At 60.8% G+C, this 22111-nt stretch carries 21 protein-coding genes; 12 read left to right on the forward strand and 9 right to left on the reverse strand.

Annotated features, from left to right (window positions below):
- Nucleotides 1–25: 25 nt before the first annotated feature.
- Nucleotides 26–1963, reverse strand: a complete 1938-nt coding sequence (locus tag KF947_RS09320; protein WP_133731970.1) for a sigma-54-dependent Fis family transcriptional regulator — start codon at nt 1961–1963, stop codon at nt 26–28.
- A gap of 238 nt (nt 1964–2201) precedes the next feature.
- On the opposite strand from KF947_RS09320, the gene KF947_RS09325 reads away from it, so the two are divergent.
- The 3 genes from KF947_RS09325 to KF947_RS09335 are packed head-to-tail and all read left to right on the forward strand — an operon-like array spanning nt 2202 to nt 6429.
- Nucleotides 2202–3686: an aldehyde dehydrogenase family protein gene (locus KF947_RS09325; protein WP_227406059.1), complete on the forward strand. Its 1485-nt coding sequence runs from the start codon at nt 2202–2204 to the stop codon at nt 3684–3686.
- Between the two features lie 53 nt (nt 3687–3739).
- Nucleotides 3740–5053: an alginate export family protein gene (locus KF947_RS09330; protein ID WP_227406060.1), complete on the forward strand. Its 1314-nt coding sequence runs from the start codon at nt 3740–3742 to the stop codon at nt 5051–5053.
- The gene (locus KF947_RS09335) at nt 5053–6429 is read left to right on the forward strand and encodes an FAD-dependent monooxygenase (RefSeq protein ID WP_227406287.1); all 1377 of its coding nucleotides are present in this window, start codon (nt 5053–5055) and stop codon (nt 6427–6429) included. The genes KF947_RS09330 and KF947_RS09335 overlap by 1 nt, the downstream gene beginning before the upstream one ends.
- On the opposite strand, the gene KF947_RS09340 is transcribed toward KF947_RS09335, so the two are convergent.
- The 8 genes from KF947_RS09340 to paaY form a co-directional block, all read right to left on the reverse strand.
- The gene (locus KF947_RS09340; RefSeq protein WP_227406061.1) at nt 6342–7043 is read right to left on the reverse strand and encodes a hypothetical protein; all 702 of its coding nucleotides are present in this window, start codon (nt 7041–7043) and stop codon (nt 6342–6344) included. The genes KF947_RS09335 and KF947_RS09340 overlap by 88 nt on opposite strands.
- Entirely contained in the window at nt 7034–8734 is a 1701-nt protein-coding gene (locus KF947_RS09345) for an ABC transporter ATP-binding protein (protein ID WP_227406062.1), read from the reverse strand. The genes KF947_RS09340 and KF947_RS09345 overlap by 10 nt, the downstream gene beginning before the upstream one ends.
- Before the next feature lie 97 nt (nt 8735–8831).
- On the reverse strand, nt 8832–9947 hold the full coding sequence (gene peaD / locus KF947_RS09350; protein ID WP_227406063.1) for a quinohemoprotein amine dehydrogenase subunit beta: 1116 nt from the start codon (nt 9945–9947) through the stop codon (nt 8832–8834).
- On the reverse strand, nt 9947–10300 hold the full coding sequence (gene qhpC / locus KF947_RS09355) for a quinohemoprotein amine dehydrogenase subunit gamma (protein ID WP_227406064.1): 354 nt from the start codon (nt 10298–10300) through the stop codon (nt 9947–9949). Before qhpC ends, peaD begins: the two co-directional genes overlap by 1 nt.
- Nucleotides 10297–11724: a quinohemoprotein amine dehydrogenase maturation protein gene (gene peaB / locus KF947_RS09360; protein ID WP_227406065.1), complete on the reverse strand. Its 1428-nt coding sequence runs from the start codon at nt 11722–11724 to the stop codon at nt 10297–10299. The genes qhpC and peaB overlap by 4 nt, the downstream gene beginning before the upstream one ends.
- Before the next feature lie 9 nt (nt 11725–11733).
- Nucleotides 11734–13296, reverse strand: coding sequence for a quinohemoprotein amine dehydrogenase subunit alpha (gene peaA, locus KF947_RS09365; protein WP_227406066.1), 1563 nt, complete (start codon nt 13294–13296; stop codon nt 11734–11736).
- 333 nt (nt 13297–13629) lie between these two features.
- The gene (locus KF947_RS09370; protein ID WP_166650388.1) at nt 13630–13782 is read right to left on the reverse strand and encodes a hypothetical protein; all 153 of its coding nucleotides are present in this window, start codon (nt 13780–13782) and stop codon (nt 13630–13632) included.
- A gap of 79 nt (nt 13783–13861) precedes the next feature.
- Complete coding sequence (gene paaY, locus KF947_RS09375; protein ID WP_133731961.1) at nt 13862–14461, reverse strand: phenylacetic acid degradation protein PaaY; 600 nt, start codon at nt 14459–14461, stop codon at nt 13862–13864.
- Nucleotides 14462–15044: 583 nt separating this feature from the next.
- On the opposite strand from paaY, the gene paaG reads away from it, so the two are divergent.
- The 9 genes from paaG to paaE all read left to right on the forward strand — a co-directional run bounded on the left by paaG (nt 15045) and on the right by paaE (nt 22064).
- On the forward strand, nt 15045–15836 hold the full coding sequence (paaG, locus tag KF947_RS09380; protein ID WP_227406067.1) for a 2-(1,2-epoxy-1,2-dihydrophenyl)acetyl-CoA isomerase PaaG: 792 nt from the start codon (nt 15045–15047) through the stop codon (nt 15834–15836).
- 1 nt (nt 15837) lies between these two features.
- Nucleotides 15838–16005: a 3-hydroxyacyl-CoA dehydrogenase NAD-binding domain-containing protein gene (locus KF947_RS09385; RefSeq protein WP_227406068.1), complete on the forward strand. Its 168-nt coding sequence runs from the start codon at nt 15838–15840 to the stop codon at nt 16003–16005.
- Nucleotides 15998–16465: a hydroxyphenylacetyl-CoA thioesterase PaaI gene (paaI, locus tag KF947_RS09390; RefSeq protein WP_223288993.1), complete on the forward strand. Its 468-nt coding sequence runs from the start codon at nt 15998–16000 to the stop codon at nt 16463–16465. The genes KF947_RS09385 and paaI overlap by 8 nt, the downstream gene beginning before the upstream one ends.
- A 110-nt stretch (nt 16466–16575) precedes the next feature.
- On the forward strand, nt 16576–17889 hold the full coding sequence (paaK, locus tag KF947_RS09395) for a phenylacetate--CoA ligase PaaK (protein WP_227406069.1): 1314 nt from the start codon (nt 16576–16578) through the stop codon (nt 17887–17889).
- A gap of 304 nt (nt 17890–18193) precedes the next feature.
- Entirely contained in the window at nt 18194–19180 is a 987-nt protein-coding gene (paaA, locus tag KF947_RS09400; RefSeq protein WP_227406070.1) for a 1,2-phenylacetyl-CoA epoxidase subunit PaaA, read from the forward strand.
- 81 nt (nt 19181–19261) lie between these two features.
- A complete protein-coding gene (paaB, locus tag KF947_RS09405; protein WP_133731956.1) occupies nt 19262–19543 on the forward strand; it encodes a 1,2-phenylacetyl-CoA epoxidase subunit PaaB in 282 nt (93 codons plus the stop codon).
- 11 nt (nt 19544–19554) lie between these two features.
- Nucleotides 19555–20379 carry a 1,2-phenylacetyl-CoA epoxidase subunit PaaC gene (gene paaC / locus KF947_RS09410; RefSeq protein ID WP_227406071.1) on the forward strand — a complete coding sequence of 275 codons (825 nt, stop codon included), beginning with the start codon at nt 19555–19557 and terminating at the stop codon, nt 20377–20379.
- Nucleotides 20363–20962 carry a 1,2-phenylacetyl-CoA epoxidase subunit PaaD gene (gene paaD, locus KF947_RS09415; protein ID WP_208862689.1) on the forward strand — a complete coding sequence of 200 codons (600 nt, stop codon included), beginning with the start codon at nt 20363–20365 and terminating at the stop codon, nt 20960–20962. The genes paaC and paaD overlap by 17 nt, the downstream gene beginning before the upstream one ends.
- A 19-nt stretch (nt 20963–20981) precedes the next feature.
- Complete coding sequence (gene paaE, locus KF947_RS09420) at nt 20982–22064, forward strand: 1,2-phenylacetyl-CoA epoxidase subunit PaaE (RefSeq protein ID WP_133731954.1); 1083 nt, start codon at nt 20982–20984, stop codon at nt 22062–22064.
- Nucleotides 22065–22111: the final 47 nt, after the last annotated feature.

Raw genomic sequence — 22111 nt, forward strand, 5'->3', positions numbered from 1 at the left:
AATCAGTCGTCACATCCAGTGGGGCTCACCCCAACCGTCGATAGAGCGTCGAGCGACTGATGCCTAGCGCCCGGGCGGCGGCAGTCATGTTGCCGTCGTGGGCTTCGAGCGTGCGCACCATATGGGCCCGCTCCATTTCGCGCAGCTCCTGGGAGCCGTTGCACACATCCTCCGATGTGGCCGTACTGTCGACACCACTCTCCATGGGCTGAGTCAGCTTGCGCTGCCAGCGTGGCGAAAGCCCTTCCATGGTCAGCCGTTGGCACTCTGGTTCGGCTCCCACCAGAGCCGCTTCCAGGCAGTGTTCCAGTTCCCGCCAGTTGCCAGGCCAAAGGTAGGCGGTCAAACGCTCTACCAAGGTCTCATCCAAAACCAAATGGCGGCCATGATGGCGGCATAGCGATGCCCAACGTTCATGAATCTGTCCAGCTAGATCGACCTGCTCGTTCAGCGTGGGAAGCTCTACTACTACTCCAGCCAGGCGGTAATAGAGATCCTCGCGGAAGTCACCGGCCGTCACCAGGATCTCTAGATCGCGATGGCTAGCGGCTATTACTCGGCAGTCGATAGGTACCTCGCGGTGATCGCCCAGCGGCGTCACCACTCTCTCCTGCAGCACCCGCAGTAGACGGGCCTGCAGCGCCAGCGGCATGTCACCGATCTCGTCGAGCATTAAAGTGCCACCATTAGCCTGCACCAGCCGCCCGCTGTAGCCCCCCTTACGGGCGCCGGTGAAGGCACCTTCCCCATAGCCAAACAGCTCTGCCTCGATAAGGCTTTCGGGCAGGGCTGCGCAGTTGAGTGCCACGAAGGGCCGCTGCTCACCAAGACTGATATGCAGCGCTCGGGCCAATTGCTCTTTTCCGGTACCAGTTTTGCCCTGCAGCAGTACTGGCAGGCCTACTTCCAGCGCCCGACTAGCCCGGCGTGCCTCCCGGGCCAGAGCCATGGGCCACTCCTCAACCAGCGCCTCAAGATCACGGCAGAGGGATGGTTCGGGCGAAACCGGCACCACAATGGCTTCGTTGCTCAGAGCCGCCGGCTGCCACTGGTCAGGGGGATTGAGTCGCCCTACCAGTTGGCCACCGGTGAGCGGCAGCCCCAGCAAGGCCGAACAACTTTCGCATTGGCGACAGATCTCCTTCCAGGAATTACCCAATAACTCTTCAATATGACGGCCGATTAATGCGGCGGAGGCCTCGCCAAGCCATTGGGCGGCCTGGGAATCAACCGCCAGGATCAGACCGGTCTCATTCAGTGCCACCAAACCGCAGCTCACGCTGTCCAGCTCGGCCAGCGATGCGTGCACCTGGAGCACCCAGTGCTGCTGGTAGTGGCGGAAAAAAAGCCGCTGCTCCAGCGCCCCGGTGAGTTGCTGCACTCGGCGTAGAAAAATTTCGGGGCGGGGGTGGTCGGCCTCGAAAGTAAGATCGATCAAGCCTAGACAGTCACCGTTGAGATCTAACAGCGGGGCAGCTACACAGGAGACCGGGTTGTCGGGGAATAGCAAGTGCTCGCAGGATTTGACCAATACCGGTGCCCGCTCGATGAGCGCCAGGGCCGGTGCATTGGTACCGAACCAGCGTTCGTCCAGGTTGATGCCGGCCCCGATGTGAAAGCGATCATTAAGCACGAAGCGCTGACCATAGCTCTTGAGTACGGTGGCATCTGGGGTGGCCAGCAGCAACTGGCAGCCACGTAGATCCTCGGCCACTCGCCTGATCAGGGGATCAGCCAGTTCGATCAGACGACGATGCGTCTCACGCTGAGTGCGCAGTTCGCTACTATCGAGCCGCGGCAGCTCAGGCCGGGTACCAGGCTGCAGCCCGTGCTCCATACATCGCTGCCACGAACGGTCGATACAGGCATCGAGCATGCCTAACGGTAGCTGCTGGCCGCGGAGCAGATGCTCACGGGCCTGGCGAATCACGTCAGAGGTTCTCAGGGCTGCTCTGGAGATCATGGTTCTCTCCCCGCGAAGTTGGCGACCTGTCCCAGGATGCGACAGCTGTCGTGTCCGACGACAAAACGACGCAGGAACAACGACAGAGCATCTTCAAAACCGATCTGCAACTCGCTGATTTTGTTTTGATTATATTGTACCCCTGAGCTGGCACGGGGCTTGCTAGGGAGTATTGGAGGCGTGCAATGACTGGCACGCTCTCAAAACAATCATAAATCAGCCTAACAGGAGCACAACCATGACGCAGCACTCCACCGCCATTCAAGCTTGGCTTGACAAGAGCCACACCCTCTTTATCGGCGGCCAGTGGCGTCCTGCCACCAGCGGCCAGACCCTGGATGTCTATAATCCCGCCACCGCCGAGGTGATCAGTCGGGTTCCGGCGGGCGATGCCAACGATATCGACGCCGCGGTCAGTGCCGCCCGGGAGGCCTTGCGTGGCTGGCGCAAGTCGCGCCCCTCCCAGCGGGAGAAGCTGTTGCTGGATCTCGCCGACGCTCTAGAGGCCCGCGCCGATGACTTCGCCCTGCTCGAGACCCTGGACAACGGCAAGCCGGTGACCTTTTCACGCCATATGGACGTCGCCCTGGCCATCGACTACATCCGTTATACCGCGGGCTGGGCCACCAAGATCGAAGGCCGCAGCATGACCCCCTCCATGCCCTTCCTGCCCGAAGACAAGCAGATCGTCGCTTATACCCGCCGCGAGCCCATAGGCGTCGTGGGCGCCATCATCCCCTGGAATTTCCCGCTGTTGATGGCAGCCTGGAAGGTGGCCCCAGCCCTAGCCGCCGGCTGCAGCATCGTGCTCAAGCCCGCCGAGGACACCCCGCTCACCGCCCTGTTGCTGGCGGAGCTGGCCGAGCAAGTGGGCTTCCCGGCCGGCACTCTCAACGTGGTCACTGGTCTGGGTCATACCGCTGGAGCAGCGCTGGCTGGCCACCCAGGTATCAACAAGGTGGCCTTTACCGGGTCGACCCCTGTAGGCAAGCAGATCGGGCATTCCGCCATGGAGAACCTGACCCGGACCACCCTGGAACTGGGCGGCAAATCACCGGTGATGGTGCTGGCCGATGCCGATATTGAGGCAGCCGCTGCCGGCGCGGCTCAGGCGATCTTCTTCAACCAGGGGCAGGTCTGTACCGCCGGATCGCGGATCTATGTGCATGAGTCGATCCACGACGCCTTCGTCACCAAGCTAGCCGAACAGGCCCAGGGCCTGACGCTAGCGCCGGGTTGGGAACCCACTTGTACCCTTGGCCCGCTGGTCTCTGCCAAGCAGCAGCAGCGAGTACTGGCGTATATCGAGCAGGCACGCAGCGACGGCGGCACCATCGTTACCGGCGGCGGTAAGGGCAGCGAAACGGGCTACTTCGTAGAGCCCACGGTGATCACCGGCTTGGCCCAGGAGAGCCGCTGCGTGCAGGAAGAAATCTTCGGCCCAGTAGTGGTGGTACAGACCTTCCGCGAGCTGGAAGAACTGGTGTTACTGGCCAACGACTCTCCCTATGGGCTGGCCGCGAGTATCTGGTCCAACGATCTTGCCGCGGTTAATCGTCTGGTGCCGGAGATTGAGTCCGGCAGCGTCTGGATCAATGGCCACAACCTACTGGATGCCTGCATGCCCTTCGGTGGCTTCAAACAGTCGGGCATTGGCCGCGAGCTTGGCGATTCACTGATCGAACATTACACAGAGCAGAAATCGGTTGTGATGATCGTTTGATGTAGCCCTGTCCTGGCATCGTGATTGGCCTTCCACCTCCAAGGGAATATCCAATGCATAAGAACAACTTTAACTCGCGTTTCTCCGGCTCCATAGGCGGACTGATGCTGGCCGCCACACTCCCTGCTCAGGCCTACGAGATGGCCGATCTCGGCCACTCCACCGTGAATATCGATATTCAGGCGTTGCTCGGTACTTTCCATAGCGACCGGGGGTATGCCACCGGGGCCGCCGAGGCGAAGCGTCACCGCTGGCAGGAAGGAGTGCTGACCCTGGGCGCCGAACTCGCCCCCAAGGCGGATGGTCTCTATGGCCGAGTTAGCACCGTAGGCACCGCCACCTGGGGCGACGGCGACGCCGCTGGCTTTACCTCTGGCAGCGAGCGTGAGCTCGATCTCGAGGACGCCTTTCTCGGCTACCGTAGCGAGTCACAGGGCGACTCCAGTTTGCCCTGGCGCGTGGATGTTTCCGCGGGACGCCAGCCGATTACCCTCGGCGACGGCTTCCTGGTGGCTGGCGATGCGGTCAGCCTGGGAGACTCCTTGGGCGATGAGCTGGATCGGGGCGGCGCCTACTACCTGGCCGGGCGCCAAGCCTTTGACCGCACCGCAGTGGTAGCCCTGAGTCACGCAGGCTGGCAAAGCCAAGTGGCCTGGTTCGAGTCGGACAATCCGGCACAAGCCAGCACCGAGATGGCCGCTCTCACCCTGGCCCACGATCACGGTAGTGGATTAGTGGAGGCGACCTATTTGCGCGGTCTGGGAGTTGACAAGGCCCAAGCTGACGACTTCCTGGCCCAGCGCGATGGTATGGATGTCTATGGACTGCGCTTCGAACAGCGCATGCTGGACGACGCCTTGACCCTGCGCGGAGAGCTCGCCCATCAGCGCAAGAACACCCGTGAGAACGCCTGGGCACTAGAGCCTGCCTGGACTTTCAGCGAGCTACCCGGTCAACCTACCCTGTCGCTGCGCTACAGCCGCTTTTCCGAAGAGTGGGATCCACTCTTCTACGGTTTCACCCGGGGCTACGGAACCTGGTTCCAGGGCGAGGTAGCAGGAAACTATGCCGGCCCCTTCAATAGCAATACCGAGGTGTGGCGGCTGGGTCTGGAGGGCTCGTTGAATGAGAGCCTGCACCTGGGACTCCTGGCTTACGACTTCTCCAGCCGTGACACCACTAACCAGCCCGACATGGGCGGGCGTGAGTTCAATCTCTATGCCGAGTGGCTGCCCACCGATTGGCTCTATGTCTCACCACTGCTCGGCTGGTACAGTCCGAACAAGAGTGCGGCCCAGGGCGGTATTCAGCTTGGCGACGACGACACCGCTTTCTATGCCCAACTACTCGTGGGATTCTTCTTCTGATGCGCCAAGACGTGGATAGCGAGATAGTGATCGCCGGAGGCGGCCCCGCCGGAGCAGCTCTGGCCATGCTGCTGCATCGCGCCGGTCGGCGAGTCACCCTGGTGGGGCGTGTCCGCTACTACCGGGCCATCGAGGGCATTGCCCGGCGCAGCCTCCAGGCCCTACACAGCCTGGGACTGCATCGGGCCGCCGACTGCGCGGTGGGGCCCCTGCCGCGGCGGGTTATCTGGGGTGGTGAGATTCGGGCGCCCAACGCCGAGTGGCTGCTGCCGCGCCCGGCCTTCGATGCCGCCCTGCTGGAAGATCTTCACGAGGCAGGTATCCCGGTGATCAAGGCGCGGATCACGTTCCTGGAGAGCCTGAAAAGTGACGTTCGCCTTGGTTTGGCAGATGGTCGCATACTGACCGCTTCCTGGGGCGTGGAGGCCCGGGGTCGGGCGGCGGCGCGGCGCCAGTTCCGCGACGCCGCCCCCTGGTCAACCCCGGCCTGGATCCTACGCGGCGAGGCCGCCGACTCCGCCCCCGCCAGTGCCGCCCTGTCGTTGCCCGGCGGCGGCTGGGCCTGGTGGTCGCGGCTCAAGGGCCAGCAGTATCTGCAGCTGGCCCTGACGGAAGCGTCGCTATGCCAGGCGCGCTGCGACCCCGACGCCTGGCTCGCCGCCCAGCCCGATCTGGCCCAGCTCTGGGGCCAAGCCAAGATTCGCCACCACTACCAGCGCCCCAGCCTGCTGGGGCGCACCCAGGTGAGAGAGGGGCGCCTCTGGCGCCTGGGGGATGCCGCCATGGCTATCGACCCCCTCTCTGGACAGGGCATTTTCAATGCGCTCTCCTCGGCCCACGGCTTGGCACCGGTTCTCAATAGCCTGTTCGAAGAAGCCCGCATCGCGCCCCTGGAGCGCTTCCATCAACGCCGCCAGGATGCCCAGTACTGGCGCTTCGCCCGGGCTGGCCGCGACTTCTATCGCCAGGCCGCCTACCAAGAGTCGATAGACATCGATCCGGCGCCCTACTGGACAGCACGCTGTCACTGGCCCGATCATCAACCGCTGCATCTACCGGAGCCCTGGGCCCAGGTAAGAGTGGGCCGCGGCCTGGCCATCATCGGTACACGATTGGCTGAGCGGGAGCTGGTTTTTACCCCGGATCAGCCATTGGGGATCCAGGCAGTGGCGGGAATCCCCCTGGCGCCCCTGGTCAAGGCCATGCAGGAGGGCGACCACGACGCGGCCCGGGCGCTATTGGTGGCCGCTGGCCCCGCAGCCATGGCGGTGGCCCGCTGGTGGGCCGATCACCCCGACTGGCCGACGCTACCCGAGCCCGCACCCCACTCTTCCGGCGTCACCACCCCTTCAACGGTCGATTCCGCCAGCCAATAGCCCAGGGCATGGGCGACGGCGAAGCTTGACCCACCCTGCGATAGTGGCGTTCCCGCCGGTGGCGGCCCCACCTGCCAGGGCTGCCAGACCTGGCCTTCCTCGGAGTGCCCTCGGCCCGCCCAGACGCAGGCGTACCAGCGGCCATCCCGGTCACGTTGGGGCGGGCCCGGCATCAGCCCCGCGGCGCCGCTCACCGCTATCACCCCGGGCCAGGCTGCAGGGTAGACCGGCGCCCCGAAACGCGGACTGGCAGCGACGATGCGGGTGCCCGCAGCCTGAAGCCTCTGCACCGCCGCCTGCAGCCGTGCATCGGCCCGGGGCAACCCCAGACTACAGAGCACCCAGGCCGGTGGCACCTCAGCTTGCCACTCGAAGGCCGCTGCCAGGGCATCGGCGTTAGCGGTGAGACGCTCTTCGAATAGCTTGTAGAGGGCGATGTCCAGCCGCGTCAGCGGCAAATAATGCCCCAGGGTGGCGAGGACCGCCCGACCATGGCCAAGGCGATCCCCGGGGTCGGCACCACTGGGTGAGTGGAAACGCGCCAGGGCCGTACCAGGAGGTACCCCGCTATCGATCACGCCCAGGGTCGGACTGAGGGCCGATATTAGAGACATGATGCCGCCTCCACCGCGATCAGCTGCCCTCGCCGGAGTCGATAGCAGGCATCCAGATTGCCAAAGTGGTCGCTCTGGTGGCTGATGATCAGCCGGGTGGTATCCCCCAGCACCTCGTCAAGCAGGACATCGAAGGCTCGGGCAGCCGCCGGATCCAGCGCCGCGATGGGCTCGTCCAGCAGCACTAAGCGAGGCTTTTTTAGCAGTGCCCGAGCCAGGGCCAGGCGCGAGCGCTGGCCGCCAGAGACCTTGCCACCCAAATCGCCCAACTCGCTCTCTAACCCTTCTGGCAGGGTATCCAGCCAGTCGGCGAGTCCAACGCGGGAAAGCGCATCGATCAGTTCGGTGTCACTTGCCTCGGGGGCCAGGGCGCGCAGGGTCTCGGCCAGGCTACCGCGTAGCAGGCTGGGGTGTTGCTCCACCCAGGCAACCTGCTTGAGCCAGTGATGGCGGGAGAGCGCGCCGAGCGGCACGCCATCGACACGAATCTCACCCGACTCGGGCGACTCCAGCCCCAGCAGCAGGCGGATTAGGCTGCTCTTGCCGGCTCCGGAGGGACCGGCGATCAGCACCTTGCTGCCCGGCGGAAGCGCGAGATCGATGTCATCCAGAAGCCAATCGGCTTGGCCAGGGTGGCGGAAACGCACACCCTCCAAGCAAAGTTCACCAGGCCCGGCAGGACGGCTGCCCCGGTAGGGATCACGCATGGCGGGCTCATTGAAGAGTTCGGCCAGGCGGCAAGCGCTGACCCGGGCCCGTTGCCAACCTCCATAGAGTCCCAGCAGGCCGCCGATGGGGGCCATCACCATACCGAGATACGCCAACAGGGCCACCAGCTCACCGAGTTGCAACTGCTCCTGAATCACCAGATAGCCGCCCAACAGCAGCACCCCGGCCCGGGCCAGGGAGAGGATCAGTTGGGGGCCCACGTCGCTGAGAAAGCCCACCTGACGCACCTCCAACAGGCGCCGCAGCTGTTCGTGGCCAAGCCCCTGGAGGCGATTGAGGCGCGACGGCTCCAGCGCCTGACCTTGAAACCAGGGGCCATGGGCCAGGGTATCCTGCCAGAAGCCGGAGAGTTCACCGCTCTGCTCACGGAGCGCCTGCTGACGACGAGTCAGGGCCGGGCGCCAAGCGCGCAGCCACAGCCACTGGATGGGTACCAGCACGGCAACCAGAGCCATCAGCATGGGGCTGAACAGGCCAATCATGGCCAGCGCCCCCACCAGCCCTAACAGGTTAGAGAGTCCGCTGAGCAGGCCGTCCAGGGCGAACCCCTGGAGGATAGACAGGTCGCCATCGAGACGGCTCATTAGATCGCCTCGCCCTCGGGCCTGCCAGCGGGCCGGAGCCAGGCGCAGCAGATGACGCAGCAAGGAGCGGCGCAGTGACAGCAATAGTCGGGCGGAGAGCGCCACATGCTGCAGCCGGGTTAGTCCCTGTAGAGCCAGGGCGGCGAGTCCCACCACCACCAGGGCGGCGACGTAGGTAGCAACCGTGTTGAAGTCCCCCTGCATCAGGCCGTGATCGATCAGCCGCTGGGTGAGCAGCGGCGGCAACAGCGCCAGCAGGGTCGCCACCAGGCTCAGCGTCAGCAGCCGGGCCAGGGCCAGGCGCCGCGCCTTGAGGGGGCGGTAGAGCCAGCCCCAGGGCAGCGCCCCTGTGTCGCGAGTGAAGTCAGGCTCACGCATCGACGCTCTCTTCATTCATCATTCATAGGGGCAGCCCCCAGCAAAAAGGGCCGGTCGCTTTAGCAAGCGCCGGCCAGAAGGATCATGTAACGGCAACCTAGAAGCGTGCCACCTTCAGCGTTGCGGTGCTCATATCACCGGGCAGGCGGATGCGTCCCAGATCATTGAAGTCATCATCATAGATGGCGATATCGCTGGAGGCGCCGCCCAGGTAAATCCGCGAGCCGTCATAGGAAGTGTTGATGCTGTAGTAAGTATGATCAAGATCGATCACCTCCACGATCTCTTGGGTGCGGGCATCCAGTTTGCTGAGTTGGGTGTAGACGCCGTAAAAGACGTCCCTCTCCCGGGGATCAGAAACCATGGAGAAGATGATGAACTCGAAAGGGACAATCTCCTTGTTCTCAGTCTCGCCGGTGGCTAGGTCGACTCGGCTGACGCCCCAGTGCCAGGCCTCGTTCTCCTCGCCGGGATGCTCCGCCACCGTGTAGGGGCGCAGGAACTCGTTGGTTACCTCGCCCATAGACCACACGGCTAAGGAGTCTGGTGGGCTAAAGCTGGGGCGATCCCAATTCCGGTTGGCGATGGCGATCTCAGTCTCGCCGCTTTCCGGGTCGACCCGATAGATATCAGCGCCAGCGAGATAGAGATAACCGTCCTCGGCGGCTCCCATGGTCGTCACCTGGCGCGGTGCCGGGAAGGTGGTCAGGGGCTCGGCAGCGAGACCCGCTGTCGTGTCATAGACCGCCAGCTGTGGCTCCAACACTTCGTAATGGTCGATACCTAGCCGCACCCGATCCCAGATGCTATAGAGTCGGCTACCGTCCGGGCTCACGGCCAGGGAGGCGATGGATTTAGCGCGTATTGAGTTGCCTGAGCCGCTGGCACGGAAGACTTCCTCACAACTGGTGAGGTCGATGCCCACCACGTCTTCCCAGCGGTTGTGCAGCACATAGGCGATCCGCTCATCCGGTGATAGCTGCAGAGTGCCGGAACCGAAGTCGCCTTCTACGTCACAGGTGCGCACCACTTCCTGGGCCTCTGGGTCGATCACGTAGAGCTGGTTGGGACGGGCCATTGTTACCAGATACTCGCGTACTCCGTCCGCGCTGGCTTCACCGGCGACAGCAGCATTAACCACCAGGGGCTGGGCAGCGAAGGCCAACAGCCCTATTAGGGGCAGGGTGAGCCGCTTCATTTCTGAGGTATTCATCACTTCTCGTCTCCCGGATAGACGCTATCGAACTTGCGCCAATCATCCTCAGCGCGGTCGGCCCCATCCCCCCAGTGAGGGTAGGTGTTCATGGTGTCCGGTACCTGAGCAGGCCACCAGCAGGGGTCAGCGCAGCCATAGAGATCTGCCTCCATCGGTTGGCACAGCGATGCCACGCCGCCGAAGGGATCCACTTCCCAGCCCGGGTCGAAGCTGGAAGTGCACCCGGCGATAGTCTGCATGGCCTGCACTTCTTCCAGGGCCTCTGGGCTGGCGGCCCGCTCCATTTCGCGGGCCTTGCGGTTGAGGGGGGCCAACCCCAGTGCGGTCAAGTTCTTCTTGTTATTCGTCATGCTGTTTGCCTCCCGGCCAGGGGGCCGTCGAGAAAATCGGGGTTATGCCGCAGGATGCGAGCATAGGCCTGAATGCCGAAATCGACCCAGTCGCGCATCAGGTCGCAGTAGTGATAGGTGGGGGTCATGGGGTCGCCATAGCGAGCGTAGCTCTCGTGGTAGCAGCCACCGGAGCAGAGGTTGCGGATCCGACAGTTGCTGCAGCCACGCTCGGAGCGATCGCTCCTGGCTTCGATAAACTGCTTGAGACCAGCGTGATCAAGCCCCTCCTGGACGCTGCCGAAGGTAGGCATCTCTGAGCCAGTAAAGCGGTGACAGAGGTGTACATCGCCCGCATGATCCACCGAGACCAACCCTAGGCCTGCGCCGCAGGGCACCGCCTTGCTGCGTCCTTCCCAAAGATCGGTGAGCAGTTGGTTGAAGTTGCCGAAGCCGATATCGCGCCCCTGAATGGCGGCTGCCACGGCCCGCTCACCGAGCTCGACCATACCGTCGAAGACCCGCTTGAGCTCGTCGCCGGTAAGATTGTAGGCCGCCATATCACCAGAGGTGACGGGAGCGAAGCCCGCTTCGGCGAAACCCAGCTCATTGACCAGGTGGTCGTGGATACCGATGACGTCGGTGATGCCACGAGTCAGGGTCACCCTGGCCCCCACCGGCCGTGAGCGATAGCTGGCCAGCAGCGGTTTAATGCGCTTGGCCACCAGATCGTAGGTGCCCTGGCCGTTGACCGCAATGCGGTTCTTGTCGTGGATCGCTTTGGGGCCGTCCATGCTCACCGTGAGTCCAAAACGATGGGCGTCGAAGAAGGCGATTTTCTCCTCATTCAGCAGGGTGGCGTTGGTGGTCAGCGTGAAATCCACTGCCTTGCCGAGCCCGTGGATGCGCGCCTCGGCCCAGTCGACCACCTGGCGGATCAACGGCATGTTGCTGAGCGGCTCGCCGCCGAAGAAGACGATGTTGTAGCGATCCCGCTGGGGGGCCTCGCGCAGCATCATCTCGATGGAGGCCTGGGCGGTGGCCAGATCCATCTTTTTGCCGTCCCGGGGGGTATCCAGGTCTTCCTTATAGCAGTAGCTGCAGCTCAGGTTGCAGCCGGTATTGACGTTGAGCACCAGGGTAGAGAGCGGGAACTGCTCCACCTTTACGCTGGGATTATAGGCCTGGACGACTCCATCGGTGATCAGCTTCAGCGCTTTGAGCTGTAGCAGCCGCTCCTGAATATCATCGCCGCTGACCTGATGTGTCAGATGTCCCGGCAGCGCCCCGCTGTCGAGCCCCTCCTTTCGCCCGGCCAGAGCCAGCAGCTCCTCGCTGAGGGCATCCGGGGCAAACAGGCTGGTGGTGGGGATATGGAACCACAGCGGCTGGCCTTCCACTTCCATCCGATGCAGGTTCTCGGGTATGGCTTGTAAGATTCCCATGGTGATCTCCTAGCGAAGCGGTGGGTTGTTCCAGCGTTGCACGGTAACGATCAGTTGGGCTTCGTCCTGCATCGCCTCCTGCCCCACCACGCTGGCGGTCACTCGCAGGTTGCCCACGCTGTTGGCGTTGTACTGGCGCAGCGGGTTGGGCCCGGCCCCGGCCGGCGAGAAGATCCCTGTGGCGGCGTCCAATATGCCAGCAAACCTGGCATCCTCGTCGCGTTCGGCGATCTCGTCCCAGGGGGACACGCTCCAACGTACCGGTACCTGACCCAGCGGGATGGCCTCATCGGCGCCATCCAGATAGCCGGCGGCGGTGAAGACGCCACTCACTGGCGGGGTCTTGTCGTTGCCGATGCGAGCCACTCCCAGCGCTGGACTCACCTCCAGGCGATCCACCGTGCGGTAGCCGGCGAGCAGTCTCTCAGCGCTGATCTCGCCAATCTGCATAGGCAACCAGCCGGGCGTAAGATCGGTGCTGGCCTCAACGTCCAGCACCAGGCGCATGTCGCTACGTTCGACCAGGTTACGCACGGTGACGCCCTCCCCCAGATTGATCTCTCCTTCCCCAAGGCCGTAGCCCAGCAGCACCAGCCGGCTGCGCTCGCCGGCCTTGAGCGAGGCGGGCAGGCTGGCCAACACCGCAGGCTCGGACGCTTCGTGAGGCACCATTTCCACCATCATGCCAAAAGCCTCGTCATGGTCGTCGAAGATGCGCCCGCTGGGCTGTGCGCCGGAGAAATCCAGCACCTGCTTGAGATCACGGCCGTTGAGGTTAAGGCTGGCGCGCCACTCGTAGCCGGTATAAACGATGGCCTGGCCCTCGCCACTGAGCGGACGACCGCTAGTGAAAGCACCGTCCAGGCTAAGGGAGTAGGCATCCTCGCCTTCAGCGGCGTTAATCGTCACATCTGCGTAAAAGTCGCCTTCTCCGGGCCAGTACCCCCAGAGCTGCCAGTCGCCCTCAGGAGAGGTCAGCTCGGCCTGCTGCCATGCCTCCCAGGCGTCATTTTCGAGACTTTGAGTCTCGGCCAGCCAGGGAGCGGTCTCGTTCAGGGCGAGATCGAACCAGTCACGATCCCGTGCCATGGCCTGGTACTCAATGGTCTGGAACTGGCCCACATGGAAGTGCACCAGACTCTCCCACTCTTCCAGGGGACGGCGCTGAAGTTGGGCGCGGCCGCCAGTATGGCAGCGGGCACACATTTCCTGATAGCTGGGATGGTCGAAAGACTCGATACGGTTGAGGCGTCGCTCGATCAGCTCACGTTGGGGCGCGCTCTCCTCAGGGGCCAGGCCGCGGGTATCGGCGAGGAACTTGACGATATCCCGGCGCGCCTCCAGGGGCAGCTCCAGGCCGTGCATGGTCTGCATGCGCGCGATCGTCATGTCCCAGCCTTCCGGGGTCTTGCGCTGTGCACTAATGCGGCTCCAGCTCTGGGGGCCACTTTGGGTCTGGTGGCAGGCTGAACAGTGCCTGTCGATAGCTTCGCTGCCAGCAGAGGCCAAGACGATGCTCGTAGGCAGCAGCAGGGCTAGGCTACAGAGTCCTATGGGAAGTGCATGTCTCATCACGGAGAGTTCTCCACGCATTATTATTGTCGTGATGTTCGTCTGCGGTTGTCTTCGTAGGCGAACATCGAAGGTATGTGCCAGTACCATTCAACCTGCATTGACCGCGCCGACTATCAACAACTTCTTTTTATTCATGTGGTTGGAGTGATTTGCTTGCCCGAGCCTTGTTAGATTCTCGGTTCGCAGGCGACCAGCGGTGCCCCAACTTGCAACAGTCGCGTATGGTCTTGAAACACTTTGCCTCTGCGAATTTGGTCATCATTGACCGTGGCGGCAGCCGAATTTTCCGGCCGACTCAGGTTTGAGACCTGCCTCTCAAGGGGGATGGGGTTATGGGGCCGCCGACCAGAGTGCACTAGCGGTGTCGTCTAGTGCGGCGTAGCGGCCCCAGGGGAACCAGACATTGATCCGGCCGTGTTTGTGGCAGTGAATCTCTTCAACTTCAGGGGCGACCACAAAAGCCGTTTGGGGCCATCGACCCATGGTTGGGTGTGGGGGATGGCCCGCCAGGGGAGGACGTGGTTGTGGTGGCGAGCCATACCAACAGCCTCGCCTTGCCACGCTATGCTAAGGTCTGCTGCTTGGGTTGAGTATCACCAGCCAGCAAGGTTGGACGATCAGCATCGAGTTCTGCCAGCGGTTCACAGGGCTCCAGGCTGTCCCGACAACGGCCCACTAAGCGCTGATACTCCTGGGTACCCTGCTGTTTCCAGGCGAACTCTTCATCACTCAGCGCGCGCTTAACCTTTGCGGGCGCCCCCATCACAAGCGACTGGGGCTCACACTCGAAGCCCGCCTTGACGAACGCTGCTGCCGCAACGATAGAGCGTTCAGCAATATTGGCGCCATCCATCACGACGGCGTTCATACCAACCATGGCATCACGCCCAATCACGCAGCCATGCAGTACCGCGCCATGGCCGATATGACCATCCTTCTCAACCTTGGTGACGCAGCCAGGGAAGCCGTGCATCACACAGGTATCCTGAAGGTTAGATCCCTCTTCCAGCACCAACCGCCCGAAATCACCACGCATCACCGCGCCGGGGCCTACATAACAGTTAGGGCCCACGATTACGTCGCCAATTAACACCGCAGTAGGATGGACATAGGCGGTCGGGTGTACCACCGGCGTCACCCCTTCAAGTCGATAGTAAGGCATAACACTCTCCGTTAGCTTGATTGGCCGTGTGGGGTGCTGCCCCCATCGCCCGCTCCTCGAACTGTTCGGCCCCTGCCCCATCAGTTGTGTAGCACCTAGGGGTATCGCACCGTTGCTGCACTGATTGCGTCATGGGGCGCTCCTGTGCTCAATCCATCTTGATACGCAATATTATCGAAGATTATATTTTACGTAACAAAACATCAAACACTTTACCTGTCACCGTCTATTGAAGAATTGGCACAACGCTATCTAAAAACTCGACGCACCCTGCTGTAAGTCAGTCTTTGACGACCTTGGTTCTTTTATACCATCGTCTAACCATTATCTTATATTCGTAAAAAATCATCACAAGCCATTGTTAGCAATGCATAAATTATCAAAAACAACAACAAGCGACACACTACATACACCCATTCAATATTGATGTGTATCAAAATAAATCTATACTCGGCAGAGATTCACCCTGTGCACCACAGGCCGAACGGGCGCTGGCGGGCACCGCCGATCGCGAAAAGGGCATGCGCCTTCCAATAAAAACGACCTGCCACTTTTCAAGGGCACTGACACAAGGACATTACCCATGAGCCAAGCGCCCCTGCTTTACAGCGTGGAAGACGGCGTCGCCTGTATTACCCTGAACCGCCCCGAAAGCTTGAACAGCTTCAATACCGAAATGCATGCCGAGATGCGCAAGGTGCTAAAAGCCGTGCGCCAGGACTCAAGCGTTCGCGCTTTGTTACTGACGGGCAACGGCCGAGGTTTCTGCGCCGGTCAGGATCTTTCCGACCGTAGCGTCGCGCCCGGGGAGCAGGCCCCCGACCTCGGCGAGTCGCTGGAGAAACGCTACAACCCTATGCTGCGTGCTCTCAAGGACATGCCGTTCCCCACCATTTGTGCGGTGAACGGTGTAGCAGCTGGCGCTGGGGCCAATATCGCCCTGGCCTGCGACATCGTCTTGGCGGCCCGATCGGCAAACTTCATTCAAGCCTTCTGTAAAATCGGTCTGATTCCAGACTCTGGCGGCACCTGGACATTGCCTAACTTAGTGGGCATGGCTCGCGCCAAGGGCCTGGCGATGCTGGGCGACAAGCTCCCCGCCGAAACCGCCGAACAGTGGGGCATGATCTGGCGCTGCGTCGACGATGAGGCGCTCCAAGAAGAGGCCATGAACATGGCGCGCCACCTGGCCACTCAACCCACCCGTGGCATGGCACTGATTAAGCGCGCTCTGCATGCCAGCAGCGATAACAGTTTCAACGAACAGCTCGACCTGGAACGCGACCTTCAGCGGCTGGCCGGGCGCTCTGAAGATTACCGCGAAGGTGTCAGCGCTTTTATGGAAAAACGTCGCCCCACCTTTAAGGGAGAGTGATATGCCAGCCCTTCTCTCTACCGCCACTATAAGCATCATCAGCACAGGCGCCATTAATGCCTTGACCGATAGCCGTTTGGTTATCGAGGCTATCGTCGAGCACCTTGAGGCCCAACGTCAGGTGTTTGCTCGTCTCGAAGCTCTACACGAGGAAAGCTTTCATGCATGATTCCCAACTGACCCCGCAGCAATTGGCGGAAGCCTGCGCCGAGGCAATGTTTTCCCGCGACCATGCCAGCCAAGGGTTGGGGATGCGCATTACTCGCGTGGCTCCCGGCTTCGCCGAACTGACCATGACCGTGCGTCAGGACATGGTGCAGGGGCACGGCAACTGCCATGGCGGATTTCTGTTTGCCCTGGCTGACTCAGCCTTCGCGTTTGCCTGCAACAGCTACGACGAAGCCACAGTAGCTTCCGGTTGCAGTATCGACTATCTCGGCCCCGGCCAGTTGGGCGACGAGATCACCGCCACCGCCGAAGAGCGCAGCCGCCGCGGGCGTACCGGCATTTACGACATTACGTTGCGCAATCAGCACGGCGATACCGTTGCCTTGTTCCGCGGGCGTTCCTACAAAATTCGCGGCAGCGTACGCCGCCTGGAAGACACCGCTGCTGGCGATAAACAATGAAAGACGCGCTGATCATTGAGCGCTTATAAGCCCATTACTAAAGCCATTTCATCGCCCATGGCGCATTTAGAAACTAGTCCAATAACAACTAGCTTGATCGGAGACCCCTGATGAATCAGCCCGCAACGCGTATCGACACTGCGACTCTCGATCCCCTGGAAACCGCCAGCGTCGACGAGCTGCGCGCCACTCAGGTCAAGCGCCTGAAGTGGAGCCTGAAGCACGCCTACGACAATGTGCCCTTCTACCGCCAGTCTTTCGCCAAGGCTGGGGTGCATCCCGACGATATCCAGACGCTAGCGGATCTCGCCAAACTGCCTTTTACCACCAAGGCAGATTTGCGCGACAACTACCCGTTCGGCATGTTGGCCACGCCGATGAGCGAGATCGTTCGCATCCATGCCTCCAGCGGCACCACCGGGCAACCGACGGTGGTGGGCTACACCCAGAGCGATATTGATGTGTGGTCTGATGTGATGGCACGCTCGATCCGCGCCGCCGGCGGCAGCCGCAACGACAAGGTGCATGTGGCCTACGGTTACGGCCTGTTCACCGGCGGTCTGGGTGCCCATTACGGCGCCGAGCGCCTGGGCTGCGCGGTGATCCCCATGTCGGGTGGCCAGACCGAGAAACAGGTGCAGTTGATCCGTGATTTCGAGCCGGACATCATCATGGTCACTCCCTCGTATATGCTCAATATCGCGGACGAGATGGAGCGCCAGGGCATCGATCCCCACACACTGCCGCTGCGTACCGGCATTTTCGGTGCCGAACCCTGGACCGACAGCATGCGTACTGCTCTTGAGAAGCGCCTGGGTATCGACGCATTGGATATCTATGGCCTGTCGGAAGTAATGGGGCCCGGCGTGGGCATGGAGTGCCTGGAAACAAAAGATGGCCCGACTATCTGGGAAGACCACTTCTATCCTGAGATCATCGACCCGGTCAGCGGTGACGTCTTGCCAGATGGCGAATATGGCGAGCTGGTGTTCACCACCTTGACCAAAGAAGGCCTACCGGTGATTCGCTACCGCACCCGTGACCTGACCCGCCTGCTGCCGGGCACCGCGCGCCCTATGCGACGCATCGACAAGATCACTGGCCGCAGCGACGACATGCTGATCATTCGCGGAGTGAACGTGTTCCCCACCCAGATCGAAGAACAACTGCTCAAGATCGCGTCGCTTTCTCCCCACTACGAGATCGAAGTCAGCCGCCAAGGCAATATGGACATGGTGCTTGTTCGTGTAGAGGCAAATCATCATGACATCGCCCGCGACCCCGTAGCTTGTGAAGAAGCCGCGCTACAGCTCCAGCATGCCATCAAAACGCACATTGGTATCAGCACCCAGGTCGAGGTGTGCCCAGTAGAAAGTGTTATGCGTTCGATGGGTAAGGCCAGGCGTGTAAAAGATCTTCGCTGATTCAGCCTCTCTAGCGCCTTGCCGCCGTTTAGCGCCCCCTCTTGTCAGACAAAGCCCTTTAAAGAACTCCTTTAAGGGGGCTTTTTTGCCCTCAAACAGTCATCTCTGGCTAGAGAACGCGACACATTAAGAATCACTTATTCCTAGCCAATTTTCCTTTATAAATCAATAGTATTATATTTATATACTATCACAAAGTCTTAAAGTGACACACAAAAATACTTATTGATAAAATATTTCGTGTCACTATACTTTAGGGAAGATAAGCCACACTCCCTGATATGCCGACGCCGCGGAGGTATCTATGTACGCGCAGCTCGTTGAAACCGGTTCTAACAAACTCAAAACGCTTGATGAGATGAGCCCTGAGGAACGCCAGTTCCAGGAGCGCATCAATGATGAAATTAAAATAGAACCCAAGAACTGGATGCCGGACGCCTACCGCAAGACCTTGATCCGCCAGATCTCGCAACACGCCCACTCAGAAATCGTCGGTATGCTGCCGGAAGGCAACTGGCTGACACGGGCACCAACCCTCAAGCGCAAGCTGCAGCTAATGGCCAAAATTCAGGATGAGGCAGGTCACGGTCTGTACCTCTATAGCGCTATGGAAACCCTCGGTGCCGACCGCGACGAAGAGATCGACAAGCTTCACGACGGCCGCGCCAAGTACTCCAGCATCTTCAATTACCCAACACTCAATTGGGCTGATATGGGCACCATCGGCTGGCTGGTTGATGGCGCTGCCATCGTCAATCAGGTACCACTACAGCGCACCTCTTACGGCCCCTATGCACGTGCCATGATTCGTGTGTGTAAGGAAGAGAGCTTCCATCAGCGCCAGGGGTATCAGATTCTGCTGACCATGATGCAAGAAGGCACTGACGATCAGAAAGCCATGGTGCAGGACTCCATTAACCGCTTCTGGTGGCCAGCACTGATGATGTTCGGCCCCTCCGACGAAAATTCTCCTAACAGTGCCCAGTCGATGGCCTGGAAGATCAAGCGCCACAGCAACGATGAGCTGCGCCAGCGCTTCCTCGACCAAACCGTACCGCAGCTAGAGCTGCTGGGCTGCACCGCCCCTGATCCGGATCTCAAATATAACCAAGAGACCGGCCACTACGAGTTCGGTGAAATCGATTGGCAGGAATTTTTCGACGTGGTGAAGGGCAACGGCCCCTGCAACCGCGAGCGTGTCGAAGCACGCCGTAACGCTATCGATAACGGCGCCTGGGTACGTGAAGCCGCCGTGGCTCATGCCGCCAAACGTCAACGCCGAGCGGCCTGATCCTTAAGACCTGATTTTTGATTCTTAAAAAAATCGAGAGCCCTGCGACACGGGGCTCCTTTGACCACAGAGGCTTTCCTCATGGCTGACTGGCCCCTCTTCGAAGTTTTTATACGCAGCAAGCACGGCCTTAATCACAAGCACGTTGGTAGCGTACACGCCGCCGATCGCCGCATGGCCATTGAAAACGCCCGCGAGCTGTACACCCGTCGCAATGAAGGGGTGAGCATCTGGGTGGTTCCGGCCAGCGAAATCACCGCCTCTTCTCCCGACGAGAAAGAGGCGCTGTTTGACCCGTCTAACGACAAGGTCTATCGCCACGCATCCTTCTACAAACTGCCGAAAGAAGTCGGCCACATGTAAGGAAGGTAGCGATGCAAAACATATCTCATCAAAGCGTGGCTCATCGAAGCTCGGCTCAGAAAAACACAGCTCAAAAAACACAAACCCCGTTGATCGAATACCTGCTGCGCCTTGGCGACAACGCCTTGGTACTCGGCCAGCGCCATGCACAACTGTGCGGCAAGGCACCAGCATTGGAAGAGGAACTGGCCTTAATGAACGTGGGTCTCGACCTCTTTGGTCAGGCCCGCAACTGGCTGGGCTATGCTGCTGAACTGATGGCTGACAAGATCGATGCCGACCATCTGGCCTTTCGCCGCGACGCTCAGGACTTCCGCAACCTGTTGCTCGTTGAGCAGCCCAACGGCGACTTCGCTGACATCATGGGACGCCAGTTTCTGTTCGATGCATGGCACGTACACCTGCTCGATGGGCTGTCTCACGCCAGCGACCCGCGCATTGCAGAAGTGGCGGCCAAGTCGCTAAAAGAAGCGACGTATCATCTGCGCCGCTCTTCTGAGTGGGTTATTCGCCTGGGTGATGGCACCGAAGAAAGTCACACACGCACGCAGCGCGCACTCGACAATCTCTGGCAGTTCACTGGCGAGCTGCTGCAGGTCGACGAGATTGATCAGGCCATGCTGGAAGCCGGTATTGCGCCAGACCCAGACACGCTGGCCACCCGCTGGAAAGCAACAGTGGAAGAGGTACTTGAGGAAGCTACCCTGGCACGCCCTGCCTACGATTCCTGGATGTATACCGGCGGTAAAGTCGGTCATCACACCGAGCACCTGGGCTTTCTATTAGCGGAAATGCAATACCTGCCGAGGGCATATCCCGATGCAACCGTCTGGTAACCATCCGTCTGCGTCTAGCGATGACAAGCTTATCGATGACTGGCCCTCCAGCGACTTGATCGGCAGCGACCGCAGCGGCCTGCCGCCAGCCGGTGATGAAGGCGATGTCAACGCCGTGCTGGCTGTACTACAGGAAGTGCCAGACCCGGAAGTGCCGGTGGTTAGCGTGGTGGAGCTGGGCATTGTGCGTGATATCGACTGGCTGGATGGCAGGTTAGCGGTCAGCGTGACCCCGACCTACTCCGGCTGCCCGGCCACGGAAGTTATCGAACAGCATATCCATGAAGCGCTGGTGGCCGCTGGCTATTCAGACCCGCTGATTCAGCGCCGCCTGTCCCCCGCCTGGACTACCGATTGGCTTTCAGAGGCCGGGCGCGAAAAATTGCGCGCCTACGGCATCGCGCCACCGGTGGAAAGTGCTAGTAAGCGCAGCCTGACGGGCCAACCTGATCCGGTAGTGCCCTGCCCTTTATGTGGCAGCAACGCCACCGAACGCGTTAGCGAATTCGGCTCTACGGCTTGCAAGGCGCTCTACCGCTGCCGTGATTGCCTGGAGCCTTTCGATTATTTCAAGTGTCTGTAAAACGACGAGACCATTTCCCATGAGCCGATTTCACGCCCTGACCGTCAAGGATGTGCGCAAGGAAACCCATGATGCCGTTTCCATTGCCCTCGACGTGCCCGATGACCTGCTGGACGCCTTTCGCTTTACCCAAGGGCAGTACCTGACGCTACGCCGCGACATCGAAGGCGAGGATATCCGTCGTTCTTATTCGATTTGCACCGGCGTGCACGAACATGAGCTAAGAGTCGCCGTCAAGCTGGTGCCCGGCGGCAGCTTTTCCACCTTTGCCAATCAGCACTTGCAGCCCGGCGACCGCCTGGAAGTGATGCCACCCCAGGGTAAGTTCTTCGTGCCGCTCGACCCCAGCCGTGAAGGGCACTATTTGGCGGTGACCGCTGGCAGTGGCGTCACGCCCATTATGTCGATTGTTTCCACCACGCTGGAAAGCGAGCCAAAGAGCCGCTTTACCGTCATCTATGGCAATCGTTCCACCACGGGTACGCTGTTTCGCGAACGCCTTCAGGATCTCAAGGACCGCTACCTGGAACGCCTCAACATCATTTATGTGTTCAGCCGCGAACAACAGGAAATCGATCTATATAACGGGCGCATAGATGCCGACAAGTGCAATGCCCTGTTTGACCGCTGGGTAGACGTACCCAAGCTCGACGCCGCGTTTATCTGTGGCCCGCAGGAAATGACCGAGATCGTGCGTGGTGTTCTGAGCCAACATGGAATGCCGAAGGAAAAAGTGCACTTCGAGCTGTTCACCACTGGGCTACCGGCGGCAGGCGCCAAGCGCCGCCAGGCGACGAAAGCGGCCCAGGTGAAAGCAGAAACCTCGCACATCAAAGTGATCATCGACGGCCGCACCATTGAATACGACCTGCCCCGCAATACCCAGAGCATTCTGGACGCAGGTAACGAGCACGGCGCGGATATACCTTTCTCATGCAAGGCTGGGGTGTGCTCCACCTGCAAGTCAAAAGTCATCGAAGGCGAGGTGGAAATGGACGCCAATTACGCCCTGGAAGATTACGAAATCGATGCCGGCTACGTGCTGTCCTGCCAGTGCTATCCGATCAGCGACAGGGTGGTGCTTGACTATGACGAGGTATAAACCCTAACCCACCTACTTCCAAGCCGGCGACCGCGTCGGCTTAGTCT

This window comes from Halomonas sp. FeN2 (genome assembly GCF_020595105.1).
Lineage (GTDB): Bacteria > Pseudomonadota > Gammaproteobacteria > Pseudomonadales > Halomonadaceae > Vreelandella > Vreelandella neptunia.

What these genes read in the sequence shown, in the direction of transcription:
- paaD (WP_208862689.1), top strand. Translation starts at nt 20,363, where the DNA reads ATGCAACCGTCTGGTAACCATCCGTCTGCGTCTAGCGATGACAAGCTT.
- paaI (WP_223288993.1), top strand. Translation starts at nt 15,998, where the DNA reads ATGCATGATTCCCAACTGACCCCGCAGCAATTGGCGGAAGCCTGCGCC.
- peaD (WP_227406063.1), bottom strand. Translation starts at nt 9,947, where the DNA reads ATGAATACCTCAGAAATGAAGCGGCTCACCCTGCCCCTAATAGGGCTG.
- paaY (WP_133731961.1), bottom strand. Translation starts at nt 14,461, where the DNA reads ATGCCTTACTATCGACTTGAAGGGGTGACGCCGGTGGTACACCCGACC.
- peaB (WP_227406065.1), bottom strand. Translation starts at nt 11,724, where the DNA reads ATGGGAATCTTACAAGCCATACCCGAGAACCTGCATCGGATGGAAGTG.
- KF947_RS09370 (WP_166650388.1), bottom strand. Translation starts at nt 13,782, where the DNA reads ATGGGTCGATGGCCCCAAACGGCTTTTGTGGTCGCCCCTGAAGTTGAA.
- KF947_RS09345 (WP_227406062.1), bottom strand. Translation starts at nt 8,734, where the DNA reads ATGCGTGAGCCTGACTTCACTCGCGACACAGGGGCGCTGCCCTGGGGC.
- KF947_RS09340 (WP_227406061.1), bottom strand. Translation starts at nt 7,043, where the DNA reads ATGTCTCTAATATCGGCCCTCAGTCCGACCCTGGGCGTGATCGATAGC.
- peaA (WP_227406066.1), bottom strand. Translation starts at nt 13,296, where the DNA reads ATGAGACATGCACTTCCCATAGGACTCTGTAGCCTAGCCCTGCTGCTG.
- paaB (WP_133731956.1), top strand. Translation starts at nt 19,262, where the DNA reads ATGGCTGACTGGCCCCTCTTCGAAGTTTTTATACGCAGCAAGCACGGC.
- paaC (WP_227406071.1), top strand. Translation starts at nt 19,555, where the DNA reads ATGCAAAACATATCTCATCAAAGCGTGGCTCATCGAAGCTCGGCTCAG.
- paaA (WP_227406070.1), top strand. Translation starts at nt 18,194, where the DNA reads ATGTACGCGCAGCTCGTTGAAACCGGTTCTAACAAACTCAAAACGCTT.
- paaG (WP_227406067.1), top strand. Translation starts at nt 15,045, where the DNA reads ATGAGCCAAGCGCCCCTGCTTTACAGCGTGGAAGACGGCGTCGCCTGT.
- qhpC (WP_227406064.1), bottom strand. Translation starts at nt 10,300, where the DNA reads ATGACGAATAACAAGAAGAACTTGACCGCACTGGGGTTGGCCCCCCTC.
- paaK (WP_227406069.1), top strand. Translation starts at nt 16,576, where the DNA reads ATGAATCAGCCCGCAACGCGTATCGACACTGCGACTCTCGATCCCCTG.
- paaE (WP_133731954.1), top strand. Translation starts at nt 20,982, where the DNA reads ATGAGCCGATTTCACGCCCTGACCGTCAAGGATGTGCGCAAGGAAACC.
- KF947_RS09385 (WP_227406068.1), top strand. Translation starts at nt 15,838, where the DNA reads ATGCCAGCCCTTCTCTCTACCGCCACTATAAGCATCATCAGCACAGGC.
- KF947_RS09335 (WP_227406287.1), top strand. Translation starts at nt 5,053, where the DNA reads ATGCGCCAAGACGTGGATAGCGAGATAGTGATCGCCGGAGGCGGCCCC.
- KF947_RS09320 (WP_133731970.1), bottom strand. Translation starts at nt 1,963, where the DNA reads ATGATCTCCAGAGCAGCCCTGAGAACCTCTGACGTGATTCGCCAGGCC.
- KF947_RS09325 (WP_227406059.1), top strand. Translation starts at nt 2,202, where the DNA reads ATGACGCAGCACTCCACCGCCATTCAAGCTTGGCTTGACAAGAGCCAC.
- KF947_RS09330 (WP_227406060.1), top strand. Translation starts at nt 3,740, where the DNA reads ATGCATAAGAACAACTTTAACTCGCGTTTCTCCGGCTCCATAGGCGGA.